Annotated in this window: 16 protein-coding genes; 7 read left to right on the forward strand and 9 right to left on the reverse strand. The window is 67.2% G+C overall.

The window, feature by feature from the left end; all coding sequences use genetic code 11:
• The 4 genes from ACO0LU_RS17615 to ACO0LU_RS17630 form a co-directional block, all read right to left on the reverse strand.
• Positions 1-949: IS481 family transposase (locus ACO0LU_RS17615; protein ID WP_424791224.1), on the reverse strand; the 949-nt coding region annotated here is incomplete at its 3' end.
• 65 nt (positions 950-1,014) lie between these two features.
• On the reverse strand, positions 1,015-2,370 hold the full coding sequence (locus ACO0LU_RS17620; RefSeq protein ID WP_424792658.1) for a DUF222 domain-containing protein: 1,356 nt from the start codon (positions 2,368-2,370) through the stop codon (positions 1,015-1,017).
• A 397-nt stretch (positions 2,371-2,767) separates the two neighbouring features.
• Positions 2,768-3,571, reverse strand: a complete 804-nt coding sequence (thiD, locus tag ACO0LU_RS17625; RefSeq protein WP_424792659.1) for a bifunctional hydroxymethylpyrimidine kinase/phosphomethylpyrimidine kinase — start codon at positions 3,569-3,571, stop codon at positions 2,768-2,770.
• A 192-nt stretch (positions 3,572-3,763) separates the two neighbouring features.
• A complete protein-coding gene (locus ACO0LU_RS17630) occupies positions 3,764-6,073 on the reverse strand; it encodes a transketolase-like TK C-terminal-containing protein (RefSeq protein WP_424792660.1) in 2,310 nt (769 codons plus the stop codon).
• 311 nt (positions 6,074-6,384) lie between these two features.
• Between ACO0LU_RS17630 and ACO0LU_RS17635 the strand changes: the two genes are divergently transcribed.
• From ACO0LU_RS17635 to ACO0LU_RS17655, 5 genes are all read left to right on the forward strand, one after another.
• A complete protein-coding gene (locus tag ACO0LU_RS17635) occupies positions 6,385-6,870 on the forward strand; it encodes an Lrp/AsnC family transcriptional regulator (protein ID WP_424792661.1) in 486 nt (161 codons plus the stop codon).
• 196 nt (positions 6,871-7,066) lie between these two features.
• Positions 7,067-8,401 carry an ABC transporter substrate-binding protein gene (locus tag ACO0LU_RS17640; protein WP_424792662.1) on the forward strand — a complete coding sequence of 445 codons (1,335 nt, stop codon included), beginning with the start codon at positions 7,067-7,069 and terminating at the stop codon, positions 8,399-8,401.
• A gap of 3 nt (positions 8,402-8,404) precedes the next feature.
• Complete coding sequence (locus ACO0LU_RS17645; protein WP_424792663.1) at positions 8,405-9,352, forward strand: carbohydrate ABC transporter permease; 948 nt, start codon at positions 8,405-8,407, stop codon at positions 9,350-9,352.
• Complete coding sequence (locus tag ACO0LU_RS17650; RefSeq protein WP_424792664.1) at positions 9,349-10,182, forward strand: carbohydrate ABC transporter permease; 834 nt, start codon at positions 9,349-9,351, stop codon at positions 10,180-10,182. Before ACO0LU_RS17645 ends, ACO0LU_RS17650 begins: the two co-directional genes overlap by 4 nt.
• The gene (locus tag ACO0LU_RS17655; protein WP_424792665.1) at positions 10,179-11,429 is read left to right on the forward strand and encodes an aminotransferase class V-fold PLP-dependent enzyme; all 1,251 of its coding nucleotides are present in this window, start codon (positions 10,179-10,181) and stop codon (positions 11,427-11,429) included. Before ACO0LU_RS17650 ends, ACO0LU_RS17655 begins: the two co-directional genes overlap by 4 nt.
• Positions 11,430-11,530: 101 nt before the next feature.
• On the opposite strand, the gene ACO0LU_RS17660 is transcribed toward ACO0LU_RS17655, so the two are convergent.
• Positions 11,531-11,746 (reverse strand): VOC family protein, encoded by a 216-nt coding sequence (locus ACO0LU_RS17660; protein ID WP_424792666.1) that lies wholly within the window; start codon positions 11,744-11,746, stop codon positions 11,531-11,533.
• 21 nt (positions 11,747-11,767) lie between these two features.
• On the opposite strand from ACO0LU_RS17660, the gene ACO0LU_RS17665 reads away from it, so the two are divergent.
• On the forward strand, positions 11,768-12,145 hold the full coding sequence (locus ACO0LU_RS17665; RefSeq protein WP_424792667.1) for a helix-turn-helix domain-containing protein: 378 nt from the start codon (positions 11,768-11,770) through the stop codon (positions 12,143-12,145).
• 71 nt (positions 12,146-12,216) lie between these two features.
• On the opposite strand, the gene ACO0LU_RS17670 is transcribed toward ACO0LU_RS17665, so the two are convergent.
• The 4 genes from ACO0LU_RS17670 to ACO0LU_RS17685 form a co-directional block, all read right to left on the reverse strand.
• Complete coding sequence (locus tag ACO0LU_RS17670) at positions 12,217-13,005, reverse strand: AAA family ATPase (RefSeq protein WP_424792668.1); 789 nt, start codon at positions 13,003-13,005, stop codon at positions 12,217-12,219.
• A gap of 623 nt (positions 13,006-13,628) precedes the next feature.
• Entirely contained in the window at positions 13,629-14,033 is a 405-nt protein-coding gene (locus ACO0LU_RS17675) for a type II toxin-antitoxin system VapC family toxin (protein WP_424792669.1), read from the reverse strand.
• Positions 14,030-14,296, reverse strand: a complete 267-nt coding sequence (locus ACO0LU_RS17680; protein ID WP_424792670.1) for a FitA-like ribbon-helix-helix domain-containing protein — start codon at positions 14,294-14,296, stop codon at positions 14,030-14,032. The genes ACO0LU_RS17675 and ACO0LU_RS17680 overlap by 4 nt, the downstream gene beginning before the upstream one ends.
• A gap of 112 nt (positions 14,297-14,408) precedes the next feature.
• The gene (locus ACO0LU_RS17685) at positions 14,409-15,305 is read right to left on the reverse strand and encodes a helix-turn-helix domain-containing protein (protein ID WP_424792671.1); all 897 of its coding nucleotides are present in this window, start codon (positions 15,303-15,305) and stop codon (positions 14,409-14,411) included.
• 141 nt (positions 15,306-15,446) lie between these two features.
• Between ACO0LU_RS17685 and ACO0LU_RS17690 the strand changes: the two genes are divergently transcribed.
• A complete protein-coding gene (locus tag ACO0LU_RS17690) occupies positions 15,447-18,314 on the forward strand; it encodes a sugar-binding domain-containing protein (RefSeq protein ID WP_424792672.1) in 2,868 nt (955 codons plus the stop codon).
• The last annotated feature ends 44 nt before the right edge of the window (positions 18,315-18,358 follow it).

An 18,358-nucleotide genomic window follows, 5' to 3' on the forward strand; every position in this document is an offset into this window, starting at 1 on the left:
CGATAGCGGTGTGGGCTCGATGATGATTGTAGTCGTGGAGGAATGCCTCGTAGGAGGCTTCACGTTCGGTCTCACTGGAGTAGGGCCTGGCGTAGGCCCACTCGACTATCAGGGTCCGATTGAACCTCTCGGCTTTCCCGTTCGTCTGCGGGCGGCGGGGTTTGGTGCGCTTGTGCTTGACCTGCGGGCCCAGCGCGTGCTTGAAGTCCCCGGACCGGTAGCAGGAACCGTTGTCGGTCATCACTGCCGCCACGGTCACGCCGATCCCGTCGAAGAAGGCGTTGGCGCGGTTCCAGAACGCGGCGGCGGTGTGTTTCTTCTCGTCATCGAGGATTTCGGAGTAGACCAGGCGGGAGTGGTCATCGACGGCGTGGTGCAGGTACCGGTACCCGCGTGAGGGCGACGCGCCAGCTCTGGCTGCCTTGTCGCGTGTTGAACCGGCGCGCCGATCCTGTGATGAACCGCGGCCGTGAGCCCGCCAGCCGCCGCCGTCGGGAATCCGGCCCAGTTTCTTGACGTCGACGTGGACCAACTGGCCGGGCCGATCAACTTCGTACCGGTGAGGCTGGGGCCGGCGCACCGGCAGGCCGGTAGCTTGATCGATGCACTCCAGCCTGGGCATTCGGTACCGGGCCAGCACCCGACCCACAGTCGAGCGGGCAATCCCCAGGTGGTAGCCGATGCGGTGCGGGCCCCACCGCTTGTTGAATCGCAGGGAGATGATGCGCCGCTCGGCGCGCAGCGGCAGCCGGGACGGGCACCGATGCGGGCGGCTGGATCGGTCTTCGAATCCGGCCCCTCTTCGGTGGCGGGCCACCCACCGGGACACGGTAGCCGGTGAGACCTGGAACCGTTCGCCAACCCGGCGCTGGGACCAGCCGGCCTCAACGACCAGGGCAACCATCCGGGCTCTACCTTCAGGTGTCAGGGGTGCATTACGGTGAGTCACGGAGACCTCCGAACGTTCGATGAAATGGTTGGTACACCCATCGATATCGGAGGTCTCCTTCTAACTCACGGACCGATCACAACGTGTCGAGGAAGTACAGCTAGGGCGGTGCGTTGGGTTTCGGTGAAGAGTCGGTTGCCGCGCCCGAGGTCCAGTGGCTGGGATTGACCGCCGAGGACGAGGGGTACCAGGCCGGAGTTGCAGGCGAGTTGGCGGGCGTGGGCGGCGGAGATCTTCTCCCCGGTATCCAACCCGGCGGCTGCCAGGCGCCCACGCAGAATCTCTTCGTCGAGGGTGATCACGATGGTGGCGGCGGTTTTGGGGCTGAGGTGGTCGGTGGGTAGGTGTTCGATCAGTTCTGCCAGGGCCAGGCCGTGGGCGTTGGCCCAGTCGGTGCGCCGGCCCTGGGCGACCCGGGCCGGATCGGGAAGCCCGGACAGGTCCTCCATCGCGCTATCGCTCGTGCCTGTGTGGTGGTGTGCCTTGGCATCCGGTCCGGTGCCCGGCCTGTGGGCCGGGTCCATGCCCGGACCCGCACTGGAACCTGGGGTGTCATCGCCGGAGTCAGGGGCCTTGCCGGTGGCGGCCTCGGTACCGAAGAGCGCGCCCTCACCCGAGCCCGCGTTGCCAAAGGCGGCGCCCGTGCCCCCTGTGGTGGTGGCGTGGAGGTGGTCCCCCGCACGTGTCCTGCGGGTGCCAGTGGCGTTGCCTGCGGGGCCGTTGGTGCGGCGGGGTGCGGTCATGGTGTGGATGACTTTGCGCAGGAGGTGGCCGTGGAAGACCGGCAAGGTGAAGTGTCCGGTGACCGTGCCATCGTGGTTGTCTCGCAGCGTCAACCGGGTTTGTGCCCGCGCGCGTTCTTCCTCGCCGGCGACTTGGGCCTCTTCGTGGGCGTCGACGGCCTCGCGGTCCTTCTCCAGCGCTTCCAGTTGGCGCCGGGCCCGTTGACGTAACACTGAGGGGGGTAACCTCTTGGCCTGCTCCACCAGGCCTTCTTCGACCCGGCCCCGCTCCGCAGTGGTGAGGTCTTCTGGGAGTCTGTCTCCGGCGCCAACGATGATCTCGGCGTGGTCGGCAGAGATGTCTCCTTCATCCAGGGCCTGTTGGGTCCGGCTGCGATCACGCAGCCGGGTGGCCAGCTTCGTCTCCCGGCTGGTGTCTCTGCCGTCGTCGTTGGTGTGCTTGGCCGCCCAGGAGGCGGTATCGGCATGCCCGGACTTCTGGGCAGTGTTGGCCTTCTCGGCCGCGGCGAGGACTTTGAGTTTGTACGCCCGCACCCGCGATTCGATTCGTTTCAGGTCCCCCAGTAACTGCCCCTGTCCGACCGCGCTCAGCCCGCACGGGTCCAACCTCACCAACCCATCCAGCGCGGCGTGCACCTCCTGGGTCGGGGAGATGTGCGGGAGCGGGTGCACTGCCATGAACTCACCCTAGTTGATACAGACGTTCGAGTCAATGGTTCATGCTAATTCGTGTCACATTGCACGGTTCTAGGTGTCTGAGTCTCGTCCAGGCGCTCCTCGTACGTACGCCTCCGGTCCCATGGCCGGCTCGGCAGTGCCCGAACGTCCATGCACCGACGACCGGGGTTCTCCGCATCGAGTGCACGAGAGTGTCGGTGTGGAGGGTTCGCCGGCCAGGGTCGCACCCGTGGCGTCAAGGACCGACGGGTCGTCGCAGGGCAGGGCGAGCGACCCAGCTGCGCCGCAAACCCGTGGCGTCGAGGACCGGTGGGTGCCTGGAACGGCCAAGGGGGTGCTTCTCGGAGACCGGGACCGCCAGTGCCACCGGCACGGTCGTGGCGTGAGTCAGGAGACGCTAGCGGGTACCTGCGGCGCCCTGCCAGAGCACGTCGAAGGGGGTGTTGGCGTTGAGCCGACCTCGGATTCCTTCAGTGACCATGTCCTTGGCGGTCTGCACCGCATCGCGCACCTCGGCTCCCTTGGCAAGTTCGGCGGTGATGGCCGCCGCCAGGGTGCATCCGGCGCCGGAGACCCGCTCCTGACCTATCTTCGGTGCTGAGTACACGTGGATATCGGTGCCGTCGAAGAGCACGTCCACGGCGTCCGGACCGGGCAGTTCCACCCCGCCCTTGGCCAGCACATAGTCCGGGCCCTGGGCGTGGATGCGGCGGGCTGCCTCGGCCAGGTCATCGACGGTCTCGATGCTGTCCATTCCGGCCAGGGTCGTGGACTCGAACACGTTGGGGGTGACCACGGTGGCGTGGGGGAGGATGTGCTCGCGCAGGGCGTTGTCGGTGTCCAGCGCGGCGCCGGGCTCCTGCCCCTTGCAGATCAGCACCGGGTCCAGCACCACATGGGTGAAGGAGCGTTGCGCGAGCGCCTGGGCGACGACCTCGATGGTGGCGGGGGTGCCCAACATCCCGATCTTGACGACGTCCAGGTCATGGGTGGCGGTAGCGGCCTCGATCTGATCGGCGATGACCTGCGGCTCGATCGGCACGAACCGGTGCGCCCAGTCGTTACCTGGGTCGAAGGACACGATGCAGGTGATGGCGCCGGTGCCGTAGACGCCGAGTTGCTGGAAGGTCTTCAGGTCCGCCTGGATCCCGGCACCACCAGTGGCCTCGGATCCGGCGATCACGAACGCGCGGTTGACCATGTGCTCCTCCGATCTCCTCCCCGGTGGTGCGGTGGCGCCCCGGGGTTGCTCACTGCACGAGATTAACGCTGCCGGGGGTCCGGTCGTAAACCGCAGCCACTGTGGATGTGCACGAGTTCGGGCGGTGTGCGGCAGCAGGTGTCCTGTGGCGGCACGTCGTCTACTGCAGCACGTCGTCTACGGCAGCACGTCCTACTGCAGCAGGTCCAACACGGCCCCCACGATGCTGTCGGTGTCGATGCCGTGGTGGCGGTAGACGTCTTGCAGGTCCCCGGACTGGCCGAAGTTGCTCACCCCGAGGTGGCGGGCCCGCACCCCGTTGACGCCGGCGAGGAAGGCCAGGGTGTGCGGGTGCCCGTCCAGGACGGTCACCATCGGTGCCGAACGCTCCGACGGCAGGATCTGGTCCAGGATCCAACTGGGCTCATCACTTTGCCCGTTGCGGCCCTGTAGGGCCTCGAACAACCGGCTCGGGCTGGTCACGCTGACCAGATCGGCGGCGTACCCCAGGTCTGCCAGCCGCTGCACCGCCGCGATCGTCTCGGGGACCATCGCCCCCATCGCCACGATCGTGGCGTCCGGGGTGCGTGCCGCGCTCGCGGTGCTTGGGCTGCTCGCGGGGTCCGCGGCCCGCCGCAGGTATCCACCGGCAATCACCTGGCGACGACGGCGCTCCCGCGCGGCCGGGTCGGTGGGGATGTCGGCCAGTTTCTGATCCACCGGTTTGGTGGACAGCCGCAGGTACGCCGACTTCCCACCGGGCCGGGCCATCTGGCCCATCGCCGCCAGCAGCATCCACTCCACCTCTTGGACGAAGGCCGGCTCGAAACTGATCAGTTCGGGCTGCTCCAAGCCGATGGAGGGGGTCTTGATGGACTGGTGCGCCCCGCCCTCGGGGGCCAGCGACACCCCGGAGGGCGTGCCGATCAGGATGGACTGACCCCCGGCGTACATCCCGTAGGACCACGGCTCCAGGGCGCGTTCCACGAAAGGGTCATAGACCACCCCGATCGGGAACAGCGGCTCACCCCAACGCTCCCAGGTGGTGCCCAGTTCCCCGATCAGGCTAACCAGGTTCACCTCGGCGATCCCCAATTCGATGTGTTGCCCGCTCGGCGCCTCACGCCAGTGCATGATCGTCTCGGGGTCATCGTTGAACCAGTTTGGCCGGCCCTCGGTGGACCACACGCCCACCTTGTTCAACCACCCGGCGATGTTGGTCGTCGAACTCACATCGGGGCTGGCGGTGACCACCCGGGCAGCCGCCTCGGGGGCGGTGCGGGTCAGGTCCAGCAGCACCCGGCCGAAGGCGGCCTGGGTGGTGGAGGTGCCGGTGCGGGTGCGCCCGAAGTCGGTCGGCACCGGCGGCGGGGCGGAGGCCACGTGCGGCTTGCGGGTCAGGGTCTGTGCCGTCCGGGCGCACACCTGCCCGGCCGCGCTGTCCGGGTCAACCCGGGCCCAGGGCGCCTGCGGGTCCATTCCGAGGCCGGCTGCGAAGTCCTGATACTGCTCATCGGTCAGGATCGCGGAGTGGTTCTGCGGGTGCCCCGCCGTGGGCAGGCCGTTGCCTTTGATGGTGTAGGCGATGATCACGGTGGGCCGGGTGTCGTCGATCTGGGCGTAGGCCTGGCGCAGCGCCCCGTGGTCATGGCCACCGAGGTTGCGGATCGCCCGGAGCAAGGTGTCATCGTCGACGGCGCCGATCAGGTCCGCGATCTCGCCGACACCGGAGCCGGTGCCGGGCAGGCGCTGGCGGAGTTCCTCGATCGGGCAGCGCAGCAGGCGCTGGTACTCGGGGTTGGGCATCTGCAGGATCCGGTCCCGCAAGGCCGTGCCCCCAGGGCGGGCGAACAGGTCCTCCAGCAGGGCGCCGAACGTGACCGTGATGACCTGCCAGCCCACGGCCTCGAACATGCGCGCCAGCCGGCGGGCGGCGATATTGGGCACCACCCGGTCCAGGGACTGGCGGTTCAGGTCCACGATCCACACGATCTCGCCCAGGTCCTGCACGTGAGAGTCCAGCAACGCCTCCCACACCGCACCCTCGTCGAGTTCGGCATCGCCCACCAAGGAGTACTGGCGCCCGCCGGTAGCCCTGCCGGAGAGGCCATCGACGTACCGGCGTGACATCGCCCCCCAGATCGGCGCGGTGGCGCCGATGCCCACCGACCCGGTGGAGTAGTCGATCTGACCGGGGTCCTTGCGCCGGCTGGGGTAACTCTGCAGCCCCCCGAACTGGCGCAGGCTGGTCATCTGCTCCTGCGACACGGTGCCGAGCAGGTAGTTGATGCTGTGCAGCACCGGGGCCGCGTGCGGTTTGACCGAGACCCGATCCTGTGGGCGCAGCTGGTCGAACCACAGGGAGGTCATGATGCTGACCATCGAGGCGCTGGAGGCTTGGTGACCCCCGACTTTCAGGCCTGATTCGGAAGCGCGGACCCGGTTGGCGTGGTGGACCATCGAGGTGGACAGCCACAGCACGCGCTCATCGATGGAGGCCATCACCTCAAGCGGCACCTGTTGCCCTGCGGGCACCTGTGGCTCTGCCGGCAGAGGCGGCGAGGAGGAGGCAGCGGACATCACATGGCCCTTCGATTCGTGGACGGCCCTCGTCCAGGACAGACACTCACGGTGCGCCCGGGTCAGGATCCACTGGGCCCCGGGCGTCGGCGGGCCGGTTTGTGACCTGGCAAGCCAGCAAGCGCACCGTGAGCAGAACGCTTCGTATTCGAACAGTCGGGTCCGGCTGGTGCAACCGACGGATGCGAGGATGAGCAGAATGCTCACGCGCCGCTATTTCGAGGCCGATAAGGATGATCACTTTGGAGAGTTCCAGGACCTATGACCGGATCGATGCGATGCTCCTGCGAGCCCTCATCGACGACCCGGACGCCACCATCAGTGCGCTGTCCCACACCACTCGCCTAGCGCGCAATACCGTGCGTTCGCGGCGGGATCGCTACGCCCAGGACGGCACCTTGCGTTCCTTCGAGCGGCGGATCGATCCGCGGTTCCTGGGGTACCCGCTGAGCGCCTATATCGTGACGAAGGTCACCCAACGGAAGTTGGACAGCGTCGCCGCCACCCTGGCCACCATCGACGAAGTCGTTGAAGTGCATGGGCTCTCGGGCATCACCGACCTGCTGATCCATGTGGTGGCCCGCGACGCCGATGATCTGTACCGGATCGCCGGGCGTATCCTGGACGTCGACGGCGTCAAGCGCACCAGCACCGGCCTGGTGATGCGGGAGATGGTCAAGTACCGCATCGGCCAGCTCGTGGATCCGAACGTGTCGTGACGGCGGCCCGAGTGGGCACCTGAGCGCTGCCAAACGTAGGATCACTGAATTGACATGGCGCGAAGAAGGGTCCTATTTTGACCTGGGTGTCAGCTCGGCACCGGGTAAACATCGGATCTCTGGTGCTGGGTTGACGGCTAACCCGTCGTGAGCCCGGTCTCACACTAGAGCCGAACCTCAAAGGAGACGAGGGCTCATGAGAAGCGCAACGGCGCGGGCAGCAACAGCTGCGATTGCTGCGGCAATGTTCCTCACCGCATGCGGTGGAGGCAACGACGGTGGAGGCGGTGGCGACACCGGGACCTCCGGGGGCGATGGCAGCCTCGAGGCCGACTTGAAGATGGTGGAGAGCCTGACCAACCCGGCCCGGACCCAACTCCTTCGGGGCCTGCTCGATGAATTCGAAGACGAGAACCCCGGGGTGAGCGTGGAACTCATCTCACCCCCTACCGAACAGGCCGACCAGACCCTGCAGCAGATGCTCCAGTCCGGATCGGGAGTCGATGTGCTCGAAGTCCGCGACATCACCGTGGGCCCCTTCGGCAACAACGGCTGGCTGCACGACATGACGGACGAACTGGACGGATGGGACGGTTGGGAGGCGATGACGGACAACGCCGTCGAGAACTCCACCCAGGGCGCGAACGGGGAAACCTTCTACATTCCCTACGGGTTCTACGGGCTGAGCCTGTTCTACCGCGCCGACCTCATCGCCGATGCCGGATTCGACGCGCCCCCGCACAGTTGGGACGAACTCGTCGAACAGGCCAATGCCATCCAGAACCCCGCTGAGAACCGGTACGGATACGCCTTCCGCGGCGGGCAGAACGGCACCTTCCAGCTGGCTGCTGCGATCGAGGCCTACGTCGGCACCGATCTGGACCCCGAGAACTCCTACCTGACCACGAGCGGCGAGACGATCTTCTCCACCCCGCAGGCGCAGGAAGCGGCCGATATGTACCTGACCTTGTTCGAGGAGGGTTCCCCGCCGTCGTCGGTCGCCTGGGGTTACCCGGAGATGGTGGAGGGCTTCACCAACGGCTCCACCGCCTTCCTGCTGCAGGACCCCGAGGTCATCGCCACGGTGTCGGAGTCCTCGCTGGAGGAGGACCAGTGGGACGTCACCCCGCTCCCGGTGGGAGCCAGCGGACACGCCGCCCAGCCCGTGGCAACCGCAGGGTGGGGCGTGGCCTCCTCCAGCGACCACACTGAGGCTGCCGTGGCCCTGGTGCAGTTCCTCTCCGGGGAGGCCTCGACCACCTTCGCCAAGGAGAACTCCATGGTGCCGATCCGCACCGAGGCGAACGAGGACCCGTTCTACTCCTCCGGACCCTGGGAGGCCTACATGACCATGACCCAGGACCCCGACACCTATCTGAACGTGCACGAACCTCGCGGGGTGCAGTGGTGGACCGAGTGGAACCAGAAGGCGGACAACGAACTGCAGAGCTTGCTGCTCGGGGAGATGACCACCGAGGAACTGCTGCAGAGTTGGGACGAGTACTGGACCGAGAAGTTGGCGGATGAGTAGGGAATGACCGCTCCCCCCATCATCCCGGCGAAGCGTCCGCCCACCGCGGGCGCTTCGCCGGGGTCTCGGCGTCGCCCGTTCTCGACGCGCAAGGGCTTGACGATCCTGCTGTTCCTGGCCCCCGCGGCCATCTTCATCGGGGTCTTCACCTACTTCCCCATCCTGAGCGGAAGCCGGATGGCGTTCCAGGAATGGAACCTGTGGGACCTCACCGAGACGCCCTGGGTGGGCCTGGACAACTTCCACGCGATCCTGTCCAACCCGATCTTCTGGACCGTCGCTGGCAACAGCGTCATCTGGGTGGTCGGGTCGATCATCCCGCAGTTGGTGATCGGATTCGGCCTGGCGCTGCTGATGCGCAAGTGGTTCCGGGGCCGCGGCATCTATCAGGCACTGGTGTTCTACCCGTGGGCGGTCTCGGGGTTCCTCATCGGGATCCTGTTCCGCTGGATGTTCAACGCCGAGTTCGGCGTGATCAACGACATGCTGCGCAAGACCGGTCTGACCGAGACCAACATCGCGTGGCTGGCTGATGCGGATCTGGCCCTGATCGCTGTGCTGGTGGCCAACATCTGGTACGGCGTGACGTTCTTCGCGATCATGATCCTGGCAGCGTTGCAGTCGGTGGATGAGTCGATGCTGGAAGCCGCGGAGATTGACGGCGCGGGCAAGGCCCGGACGTTGTTCTCCATCATGATCCCGGCCATTCGGCAGACCTTGCTGCTGACGATCCTGTTGCGGGTGATCTGGATCTTCAACTTCCCCGACATCATCTGGGCGATGACCGGTGGCGGCCCGGCCGGGCACACCCACATCGTGACCACCTGGATGATCGAGTTCACCCAGCAGGGCAACTACGGCGTCGCCTCGGCCCTGGGCTTGATCTGCGTGACGATCCTGCTGATCTTCTCGGTGTTTTATCTTCTGGCCAGTAGGGAGAAGGAATCGTGAACCGCGAGACCACCGCGGGGCGGCGGATCAAGTTCGCCATTCTGGGCATCTGGCTGATCATCACGATCTTCCCGCTCTACTGGATCCTCAACACCGCGCTGAAGCCCGCCGGCGAGATCGCCTCATTCCCGCTGACCTATTGGCCGCGCACGCCCACGCTGGAGAACTTCCAGCGCCTGCTGGAACAGTCCGGGTTCTTCCAGAACATCCTGAACAGTGTGATGGTGGCACTGTCCGCGGCGACGGTGGCCACGTTCATCGCGCTGCTGTCCGGTTACGTCCTGGCCCGGTTCACCTTCCGGTCCAAGGGCGCGGTGATGATCGCGTTCCTGATCACCCAGATGATCCCGGCTTTCATCGCGCTGGGACCGCTGTATTTGATGATGACCAGTTTCGGGCTGACCAACTCCCGGTTCGGGCTGTCCCTGGTCTACATGGCAGTGTGCATCCCCTTCTCCACCATCATGTTGCGCGGCTTCTTCGCCAATGTCCCGGATGCGTTGGAAGAGGCGGCGATGATCGACGGTTGCTCACGTCTGCAGGCGCTGTTCCGGGTGATCGTGCCGGTGCTCACCCCCGGCATCATCGCCACCTTCATCTTCAACTTCGTGAACTCCTGGAACGAGTTGTTCCTGTCCGTCACGTTGATCCACTCCAGTGACAAGGTCACCATCCCCGCGGCGCTGAACGGCTTCATCTCCGGTTTCAACGTCGAGTGGGGTCCGTTGGCCGCCGCGGCGGTGCTGACCATCCTGCCGACGATGGCGATGTTCGCCCTGGCTTCGCGGTGGATCATCCAGGGCCTGACCGCCGGGGCAGTGAAGGGATGACCGAGCGGGCCGCATCCACCGAGCCGACAACCGGGCCCACCGAGCCAACTACGGCCCCCGCACCCGAGCCGCTACTGGTCGACGGCGCACCAGCGGAGACCCTGTGGCCCCTGGATCCTGACCAGCGCCACCTCAACCACGGCTCCTTCGGCGCGGTGCCCAACCGGGTCCTGGAGTACCAGGCGGATCTGCGCGACTCGATGGAGGCTTCACCGATCGGCTGGTTCGGCCAGTTGCCCGATCGGGTGAACGCGGCCCGGGCGCAGATGGCCGATTTGCTGCACCTGCCGGCCGGCGGCACCGTGTTCGTGCCCAACGCCAGTGCGGGGATGAGCGTGGCCTACGCCAGCCTGGCGCTGCCGCGCGGGGCGGACGTGGTCGTCACCAACCATGGTTACGGCGCGGTGGTCCAGGGTGCTCGCCGTGCGGCGGCCCGGGCGGGCGGGACGGTCACCGTCGTCGATGTCCCCCTGGGCGCCAGTGACGACGACGCCGAAACCGCAATCCTGGCAGCGATCGGTTCCCGCACGGCCATGCTGGTGCTGGACCACATCACCTCCGCGACCGCCACCTTGTTCCCGGTGCAGCGGATCTGCCGCCGGGCCCGAGAACTGGGCGTGCTGACGGTGGTAGACGGCGCCCACAGCCCCGGGGTGCTGGCCCAGCCGTGGACGCCGGAGGCCGATGTGTGGGTGGGTAACCTGCACAAGTTCGCCTGCGCCCCGAGGGGCAGCGCGGTGCTGGTGGCACGCGAGGAGGTGCGCCAGGATCTGTTCCCGCTGGTGGACTCCTGGGGCGGCACCCTGGCCTTCCCGGAGCGATTCAACTTCGGCGGCACCGATGACCTCACCAGCTATCTGGCCGCACCCTTTGCGTATGACTACCTGGACCAGGTCCTGGGGTGGACGGCCATACGCACCTATACCGGCGAGCTCGCCGACTACGGGCAGGCGGTGGTCTCTGCGGCGATGAGCGAGGCCACCGGGCAGGACGCACATGTGTCGTTGCGCCATCCGGTGGGCCCCTACCGGCTGATCGCACTGCCCCGCGGGCTCGGGCACACTCGCGAGGATGCGGACCGGTTGCGCGATGAGATCCTGCAGGCCCTGGGGATCGAGGCGGCGTTCACCAGTTTCGATGGCCGGGGCTATTGCCGGCTGTCCACACATGCCTACACGGTGGCCGCTGACCACGAGGACTTTGCCGCACGAGCGGTGCCGTGGCTGGTTGAAGCCGCGCACCAGTAGGCGCGCGGTGCACTCACCCTGTGGCCGGGCAGCGTGGCGCACTCACCTGCGGCCTGGTTACTCGCCACTCGCGCTAACCGGACTCAGCCCATCGAGGCGCGCTACTCGTCCAGGCCTTGTTGCACCTGCGCATCGGTGCGGGGTTCCACTCGGGTCATGATGGTCCACCGCACCCCGAACCGGTCCTGGATGGAGGCGAACCGGTCCCCGGTGACGGTGAAGTCATAAGACTCCTCCCGCACCCGCGCGCCACGTTCGCGGGCCAGGGCCAAGGTGGCATCGACGTCGGGCACGTAGACCGCCAGAGAGGAGGACACCTCATCGCTGTCACCCGGTATGTGGGGGCTTCGCCGTTGTGGGTGCTGCGCCGCCACCGGCTCCAGGACGCGGTGGCCGCCCTGGAAGCGGGGGAGGGGCAGGACTTGGCGGCGCCCGCAGCGTCGCTGGGATTCGCCGATCACGCCCACTTCACGCGGGCTTTCACTCAGGTGATCGGGGTGCCGCCCTCGGCCTACCGGGCCGGCGAGGGTTTGCGGGAGTACGATGCGGGTGCCAGTACGCAGGAGATCGAGGTGGAGTTCGGAGGATTCATCGTCAACCTTCCGAGGTCCTTACAGCGTGAGCAAACCAAGGGGGACCACGCCGATTCCATCCGAGCGTCGGTATGCCTGCGGACCGGTATTGATAGTGATGGCATCCAGCAAGCGATCGCCTAACCGCTCGGCGAGCCAGTGTAGATGTTTCGTATCTTGATCGGTGACGGTGGTTGCCAACTTGATCTCGATCGCTAACGCGCGGCCATCCTCTCGCACGACAACGAGGTCGACCTCGCGATCGCCGTTGCGTGTGCGTAGGTGCCCCACGCGTGCCTCAGCAGCCTGGGCGGGTACGCGACAGGAACCGGATCAATGAGCCACAGTGAGGTCAGCACGTCACGGTAGGCGAAGCCGGTGGACGCGGCTGGCTTGTCGCCCTGCCCCGGGGTAGCCGCATTCAGGATCCGTGAGTAACTGGCGGTGGTCGATGTTGCGGCGGCGTAAGCACGGAGCCACGCGAGCATGGATTCCGGCTTGCGCACGGCCAGGCCCTGCTCCGGCACGTCGCGATCCACGGCGTTGCGCAGGTAGGAGTCGAGTTGGAACCGGCCGAGTTGGAACCGGCGTGCGCGAGGCGACAACGGGCGAATCGCCGGAAAGCCGGAGGCCACGACCTCCTCGATGTAATCACTCAGCCCAAGGCTGGATGATCCGGTCAATGGCTCGCGAGTCCCGGAGAGCAGCGCCCGGATGCTGACCGTCGGCTCTGTCACACCCCGTTCGGCGAGAGTCATGGGGCGCATTCGCAGTCTGCCGATCCGCCCTGCCCCGGAGTGCGCCGTGGCATCGGGCGCCGGGCTGGCGCTGCCAGCGAGCAGGAACTGGCCGCCAATCGGACTTTCGTCAATGACCCGGCGGACGACGTCCCACACTTCGGGGACTTTCTGCCACTCATCGATCAGCAACGGTGTCTCTTGCCGTCGGACGAGTTCTGGATCCGCTGCCACGGGTTCCCGGATGGCCCGGGAATCCAAGCGCAAGGTGTCGAGGTGAATCAGTCTATTAGCAGCAGATGAAACATCTCAGACGCATGGCGGCGGGGGAGGGCCAGGACCTGCCGGCGCTCGCAACCACTCTGGGGTTCGCCGATCATGCCCACTTCACCCGGGCCTTCACCCAGGTGATCGGGGTGCCGCCCTCGGCCTACCGGGAGGGGCGGTTAATCCCCGCGCACGGCGATCGGGGCGCCGCCGAAGCCGATCCGGAAGAACGGGGTGGTGCAGGGCCGTCCCAGGCACAGGTCCACGGTGCGCCCCACCGGGTCGAACACCGCTGTGGAGACGGTTTCGGAGCGGCTGCTCGCCCCGTGCTTGCACAGCGAACCAGGGGCGGGTTCCTCCTCGCCCGGCGCCGACCGGGCACCGCCGGCCCAGACGTGGGTGGCCGGTGTCGATCTGGCGCACCACCGCACTGCGGGTGTACCCGCACTCCAGCACGGCGTCCTCGCCGTGGGAATCGACCATGGTCAGGTTGCTCAGCCCCATCTGCGGTATGCCGAGCAGGTAGTCCACCGCCTCCTTGCCCCGGCTGTCACGGGAGTGGAACATCTCAGCCGGGTCTCGCTCCATCCCAACTGGCGGCGCGCGCCAGCATGCCTATGCCTTCATCTGGAGGGCAGGGCAACTCGAACATCGCATTGGACGTCCCGAACGTGTCCAAGGCGAGCATCAGCCGTCACCAGAGCGCATTGGAATGTCTCGGCCACGGCGAAGTAGGCGGCGTCGTACCCGCTCACGTTGTTGCGCAACTCCCACATGCGCTCCAGATGTGGTTCGACGGCGACAAGTTCGATCGTGGTGGTCGCAATCGAGGCCAGGGCATCCCGCGCGCGCTGCTCGCTGATCTTCTGCCCCAGCCATCGACCACGGATCGCGGAAAACGTCTCAACGACGAGATGATCAGGGCCGGCCCAGTGGACGTCCCGGGCGAGTTCAGCACGCGCAGATCTGCCAACGGGCCCATTGTCTGTGAAAGCGTTGGCGAGCACCGAGGCATCGACCACGATCACGGGGCGTTCGCGGCCTCGTCACGTTGGGCCTCACGTTCAACGCGGGCGTGGTCGGCCGCTTCGATTGCCTCGGCCCTGGACAACTGCGAACCATCCTGGCGGTCGGCGAAGCGTTCCAGTGCAGCCAGATTGGTTGAGCGCCGTGCCTCCGCCGTCACCAGAGCCAAGAGGTAGGACTGCAGTGACTGTCCGCGTGCAGCGGCTCGATCGGACAGTGCTCGCCGCACGTCGTCTGGAACGTCCCGAATCTGTAGCGCCACCATGCATGCAGTTTACATGCATGGTGGCGCCGCCTCTAGTAATTCGGGTTGCAACGACGTGCGCCTGCCCGGGCGCCAGTCCAGCGGGTCTGTCATCGGCGAGCCGGGAGTTGCACTAGCCCTCGGCGCCGGCGGCGACGGTGGGCCCGTTACGGAGCCGGAACGCGCTGGGGCTGCAGCCGCGGACGTTGCGGAACTGGCGGGAGAAGTACAGCGGGTCCTCATAGCCCACCATCTGCGCGATCACACGCACCGGCAGTGCGGTGGTGACCAGCAGTTCGCAGGCCCGGGCGGTGCGCAGTCGTTTGATGTAGGTGCCGACGCTGACTCCGGTGGCTTCGCGGAAGAGTGCGGAGAAATGGGAGGTGGAGAAGCCTGCCATCGCAGCCAGCTCGCCGAGCCGGGCGGGCTTGTCGAAGTGCACCCGCAAATGCGACAGCACCCGAAGTACCGGTTCTTGCCGTGTCGGCGGGCCGGCGCGCAGATCGGCGAGCAGGTGTGCCAGCACGTTGGCAGCGGTACCGCTGGCCCGCATCACGGTGGGCAGGCGATCATCGACCTCCACCGTTTCCATCAGGGCGCCCATCAACCCCTGCACCTTGACCGGATCGTGCATGTCGACCACCACGCCGCGCCGGCCGGCATCGGGCAGTGCCCGCTCGAACGCGCGCACGTGCGGGCCGGAGGCGTGCATCCACGCGATCGTCCAGGGGTCGGTAGTGGCCGCGCCGTAACTGTGCGGCACGCCCGAGGGCAGGATCAGAGCCTGGCCTGCCGCCACGGCATGGCGGCCGCGGGTATCGGCGTACCACCCGCGTGCGGCCACGCAGACCATGAGCACCACGGCGTCGGTGCCCCGGGGCCGGGTGCGGCCGTGGTGCCGTGCGCGCGGGTACCACCCGCAGTGCGTCACGAGTAGATCGCTGGTGATGGGCGAGGCCGCCGCCTCGCGTGCCGTGTCGGGGGAGAGGATCCAGGCCCGCTCGCCGGGGAAGCCCGCTTCGAGGCTCATGGCCGAATACTAGCCAGAGTCAGCAGATTCTCCATGCAGGTGCGTGTAGTCGTCCCTTCATCCAATCTCGCTAAGGGGCGAGGATTCGAAGCAGCCATCGTTACATCCATGATGCCCCCGAACCCGGTAAGGACCTCGCACGTGACTATCACGACCTCAGCCCCCGCCCACCTCGACATCGCCGGTACCTGGCAGTGCCGGCTGGACCCCGATTCGGTCGGCGAACTGGACCAGTGGTTCCGAGGACCGCTGCCGCCGGACGGCCCGCAGGTCTCCCTGCCCGGATCCCTGCAGCACCAGGGCATCGGTGCGGAGATCGCCCTGGACACACCCTGGACCGGCGGGATCGTGGACCGCTCCTTCTTCACCGACGAGCGCTACGCCCCCTACCGCGAGCCCGGAAACATCAGCGTGCCGTTCTGGTTGCAGCCCCGGGTCTACTACCAGGGCGCGGCCTGGTTCCAACGCGAGATCGACATCCCCCAGGACTGGGCGGACCGAAGCGTCCTGCTCACCCTGGAGCGGGTGCACTGGGAGTCCACCGTGTGGATCGATGATCGCCGCGTCGGAGCCGACGCGAGCCTGAGCACCGCCCATCGCCACGATCTGGGCCGTCTGGAACCCGGGCGGCACCGCCTGACCATCCGCGTCGACAACCGTGCCGTGGTCAACGTCGGACCGAACGCGCACAGCGTCTCCGACCACACCCAGGGCAACTGGAACGGAATCATCGGCGAGATCAGCCTCACCGCCCAACCCGACGTGCAGATCAATCAGGTCCGGGTGTTCCCGGACGTGCAGCGCAAGTCCGCCCTGGTCAAGGTGGACATCCTTACCGGTACCGCGGTGGTGAAGAACGGACAGATCCGCGTCACGGCACGACGGCGGAACGCCGCGGGTGAGGAGGTGATCGGGCCGGTCACCGCACCTTTCGAGGTCGATCACGGGCGGGACCTGGCCGAGCGCGGACTGACCGCCGGCGGCACCCACCTCGATATCGAGCTCCCCCTCGGCGCCCAGGCGCGAACCTGGGATGAGTTCGACCCGGCGCTGTACGACGTCACCGTGCATCTGCAGGCCGAGGCCTCCGGACGGGCCCACCATGATGAGGTCACCACCGTCGTCGGGCTGCGCGAGATCGGCGTCGAGGGCACCCAGGTCACCATCAACGGCAAGCGCACCTTCATCCGCGGCACGCTGGAATCCTGCGTCTTCCCCCTCACCGGCTACCCCCCGACCGACGTCGGCTCCTGGCGTCACATCATGCAGGTGCTGCGCAGCCACGGCCTGAACCTGCTCCGGTTCCACTCCTGGTGCCCGCCCAAGGCCGCTTTCACGGCGGCCGATGAGGCAGGGGTCTACCTGCAGGTGGAAGGACCGGTGTGGGCGAACCAGGGCGCCGCGATCGGCGAGGGACGGGACGTGGATATCTTCCTCATCGAGGAGACCCAGCGGATCCTGCGCGAGTACGGCAACCACCCCTCCTTCATCATGATGGCGCACGGGAACGAACCCGGCGGCCGGGACTCCGAGTTCCTCTCCGCGTGGGTGAACGCCTGGCGCACCCAGGACCCGCGGCGGCTGTACACCACCGGAGCCGGGTGGCCCGCGGTGCCGGCGAACGACTTCGACAACATTCCCCACCCCCGCGCCCACCGCTGGGGCGAGGGCCTGCAATCACGACTGAACGCGACCCCACCGGAAACCGTCTCCGACTACCGCCAGTGGGTGGAGGCCGCACCCCGGCCCATCATCAGCCACGAGATCGGGCAGTGGTGCGCCTACCCGGACCTCAGCGAAGTTTCCAAGTACACCGGCCTGATGCAGCCGCGGAACTTCGGGATCTTCGCCGACTTCCTCCAGGCCTCCGGCATGGGTGACCAGGCCGAGGGCTTCCTGCACAGTTCCGGGCGGCTGCAGGCGCTGTGCTACAAGGAGGACATCGAAGCCGCGCTGCGCACCGAGGGCTTCGCCGGGTTCCACCTGCTCGGCCTGACCGACTTCCCCGGGCAGGGCACCGCGCTGGTCGGTGTGGTGAACGCGTTCTGGGAGTCCAAGGGCTATGTCACACCGGAGGAATTCGCCAGGTTCAGCGGCCCCACAGTGCCCCTGGCGCGCCTGCCCCGCCGGGTCTGGCGAAACGACGAGGCGATCGCCTTCGATGCCCAGATCGCCCACTTCGGTCCCGAACCGCTGCACGCACTCCTCACCTGGAGCCTGCGCGATCGTGCCGGTGCGGAACTGGCCAGTGTCACGATCGCCCAGGACCTGCCCGTGCCCCTGGGCAACGGCACCCACTGCGGCCCGGTCACCGTGCCCAGCGGCGTGAGCGCCGGGCCGGCGCAGGTGAAACTGGTGCTCACCGTGCAGGGCTCGGACGGCGCCCGGTATGAGAACGACTGGGACCTGTGGATCTTCGCGCCGGAGGAGGCCCCCGAGGAGCCCGCAGTGCGCGCCACCACGCAGATCGCCGAAGCGATCGAACTGGCCACGGCCGGGGAGCGGGTGCTGCTGGAACTGCAGCCCCAGGACGTGCACAACGACATCGCCCTGGGGTTCACCCCGGTGTTCTGGAACACCGCCTGGACCGGCGGCCAGGCTCCCCACACCCTCGGCCTGCTGCACGATCCGGGCCACCCGTTGTTCGCCTCCTTCCCGAGCGACGGGGCAACCAACTGGCAATGGTGGGACCTGCTCCACGGCGCGAAAGCGATCGTGATGGACCGCCTCCCCCAGTCCCTGCGACCCACCGTGCAGGCGATCGACACCTGGTTCGAGGCCCGACGGCTGGGCGTGCTGTTCGAGGCGAACGTCGGTGCCGGCCGCCTGGTGGTGACCTCGCTGAACCTGGACCCGGGCGAGGACCGGTTGGCCGCCCGGCAGTTCCGGCGCAGCCTGCTGACCTACATGGCCGGTGCGGACTTCGCCCCGGAGTCCAGCATCGACGGGCAGGCGCTCGCCGAGGCGCTGCACGATGCCCCGCCACGCTCCGACCAGAACGCGGATTAAACCCTATAATAGGTTGACATCCGCCGGTGGTCGGGGCCAGACTC

This window comes from Pseudactinotalea sp. Z1748, from assembly GCF_049725185.1.
Classification (GTDB): Bacteria; Actinomycetota; Actinomycetes; order Actinomycetales; family Beutenbergiaceae; genus CALKWS01.

Excerpts from the sequence above, each read along its gene's own strand:
- ACO0LU_RS17680 (WP_424792670.1), bottom strand. The coding sequence starts at position 14,296 with ATGGTGGCGCTACAGATTCGGGACGTTCCAGACGACGTGCGGCGAGCA.
- thiD (WP_424792659.1), bottom strand. The coding sequence starts at position 3,571 with ATGGTCAACCGCGCGTTCGTGATCGCCGGATCCGAGGCCACTGGTGGT.
- ACO0LU_RS17630 (WP_424792660.1), bottom strand. The coding sequence starts at position 6,073 with ATGGCCTCCATCGATGAGCGCGTGCTGTGGCTGTCCACCTCGATGGTC.
- ACO0LU_RS17640 (WP_424792662.1), top strand. The coding sequence starts at position 7,067 with ATGAGAAGCGCAACGGCGCGGGCAGCAACAGCTGCGATTGCTGCGGCA.
- ACO0LU_RS17620 (WP_424792658.1), bottom strand. The coding sequence starts at position 2,370 with ATGGCAGTGCACCCGCTCCCGCACATCTCCCCGACCCAGGAGGTGCAC.
- ACO0LU_RS17685 (WP_424792671.1), bottom strand. The coding sequence starts at position 15,305 with ATGAGCCTCGAAGCGGGCTTCCCCGGCGAGCGGGCCTGGATCCTCTCC.
- ACO0LU_RS17635 (WP_424792661.1), top strand. The coding sequence starts at position 6,385 with ATGATCACTTTGGAGAGTTCCAGGACCTATGACCGGATCGATGCGATG.
- ACO0LU_RS17655 (WP_424792665.1), top strand. The coding sequence starts at position 10,179 with ATGACCGAGCGGGCCGCATCCACCGAGCCGACAACCGGGCCCACCGAG.
- ACO0LU_RS17645 (WP_424792663.1), top strand. The coding sequence starts at position 8,405 with ATGACCGCTCCCCCCATCATCCCGGCGAAGCGTCCGCCCACCGCGGGC.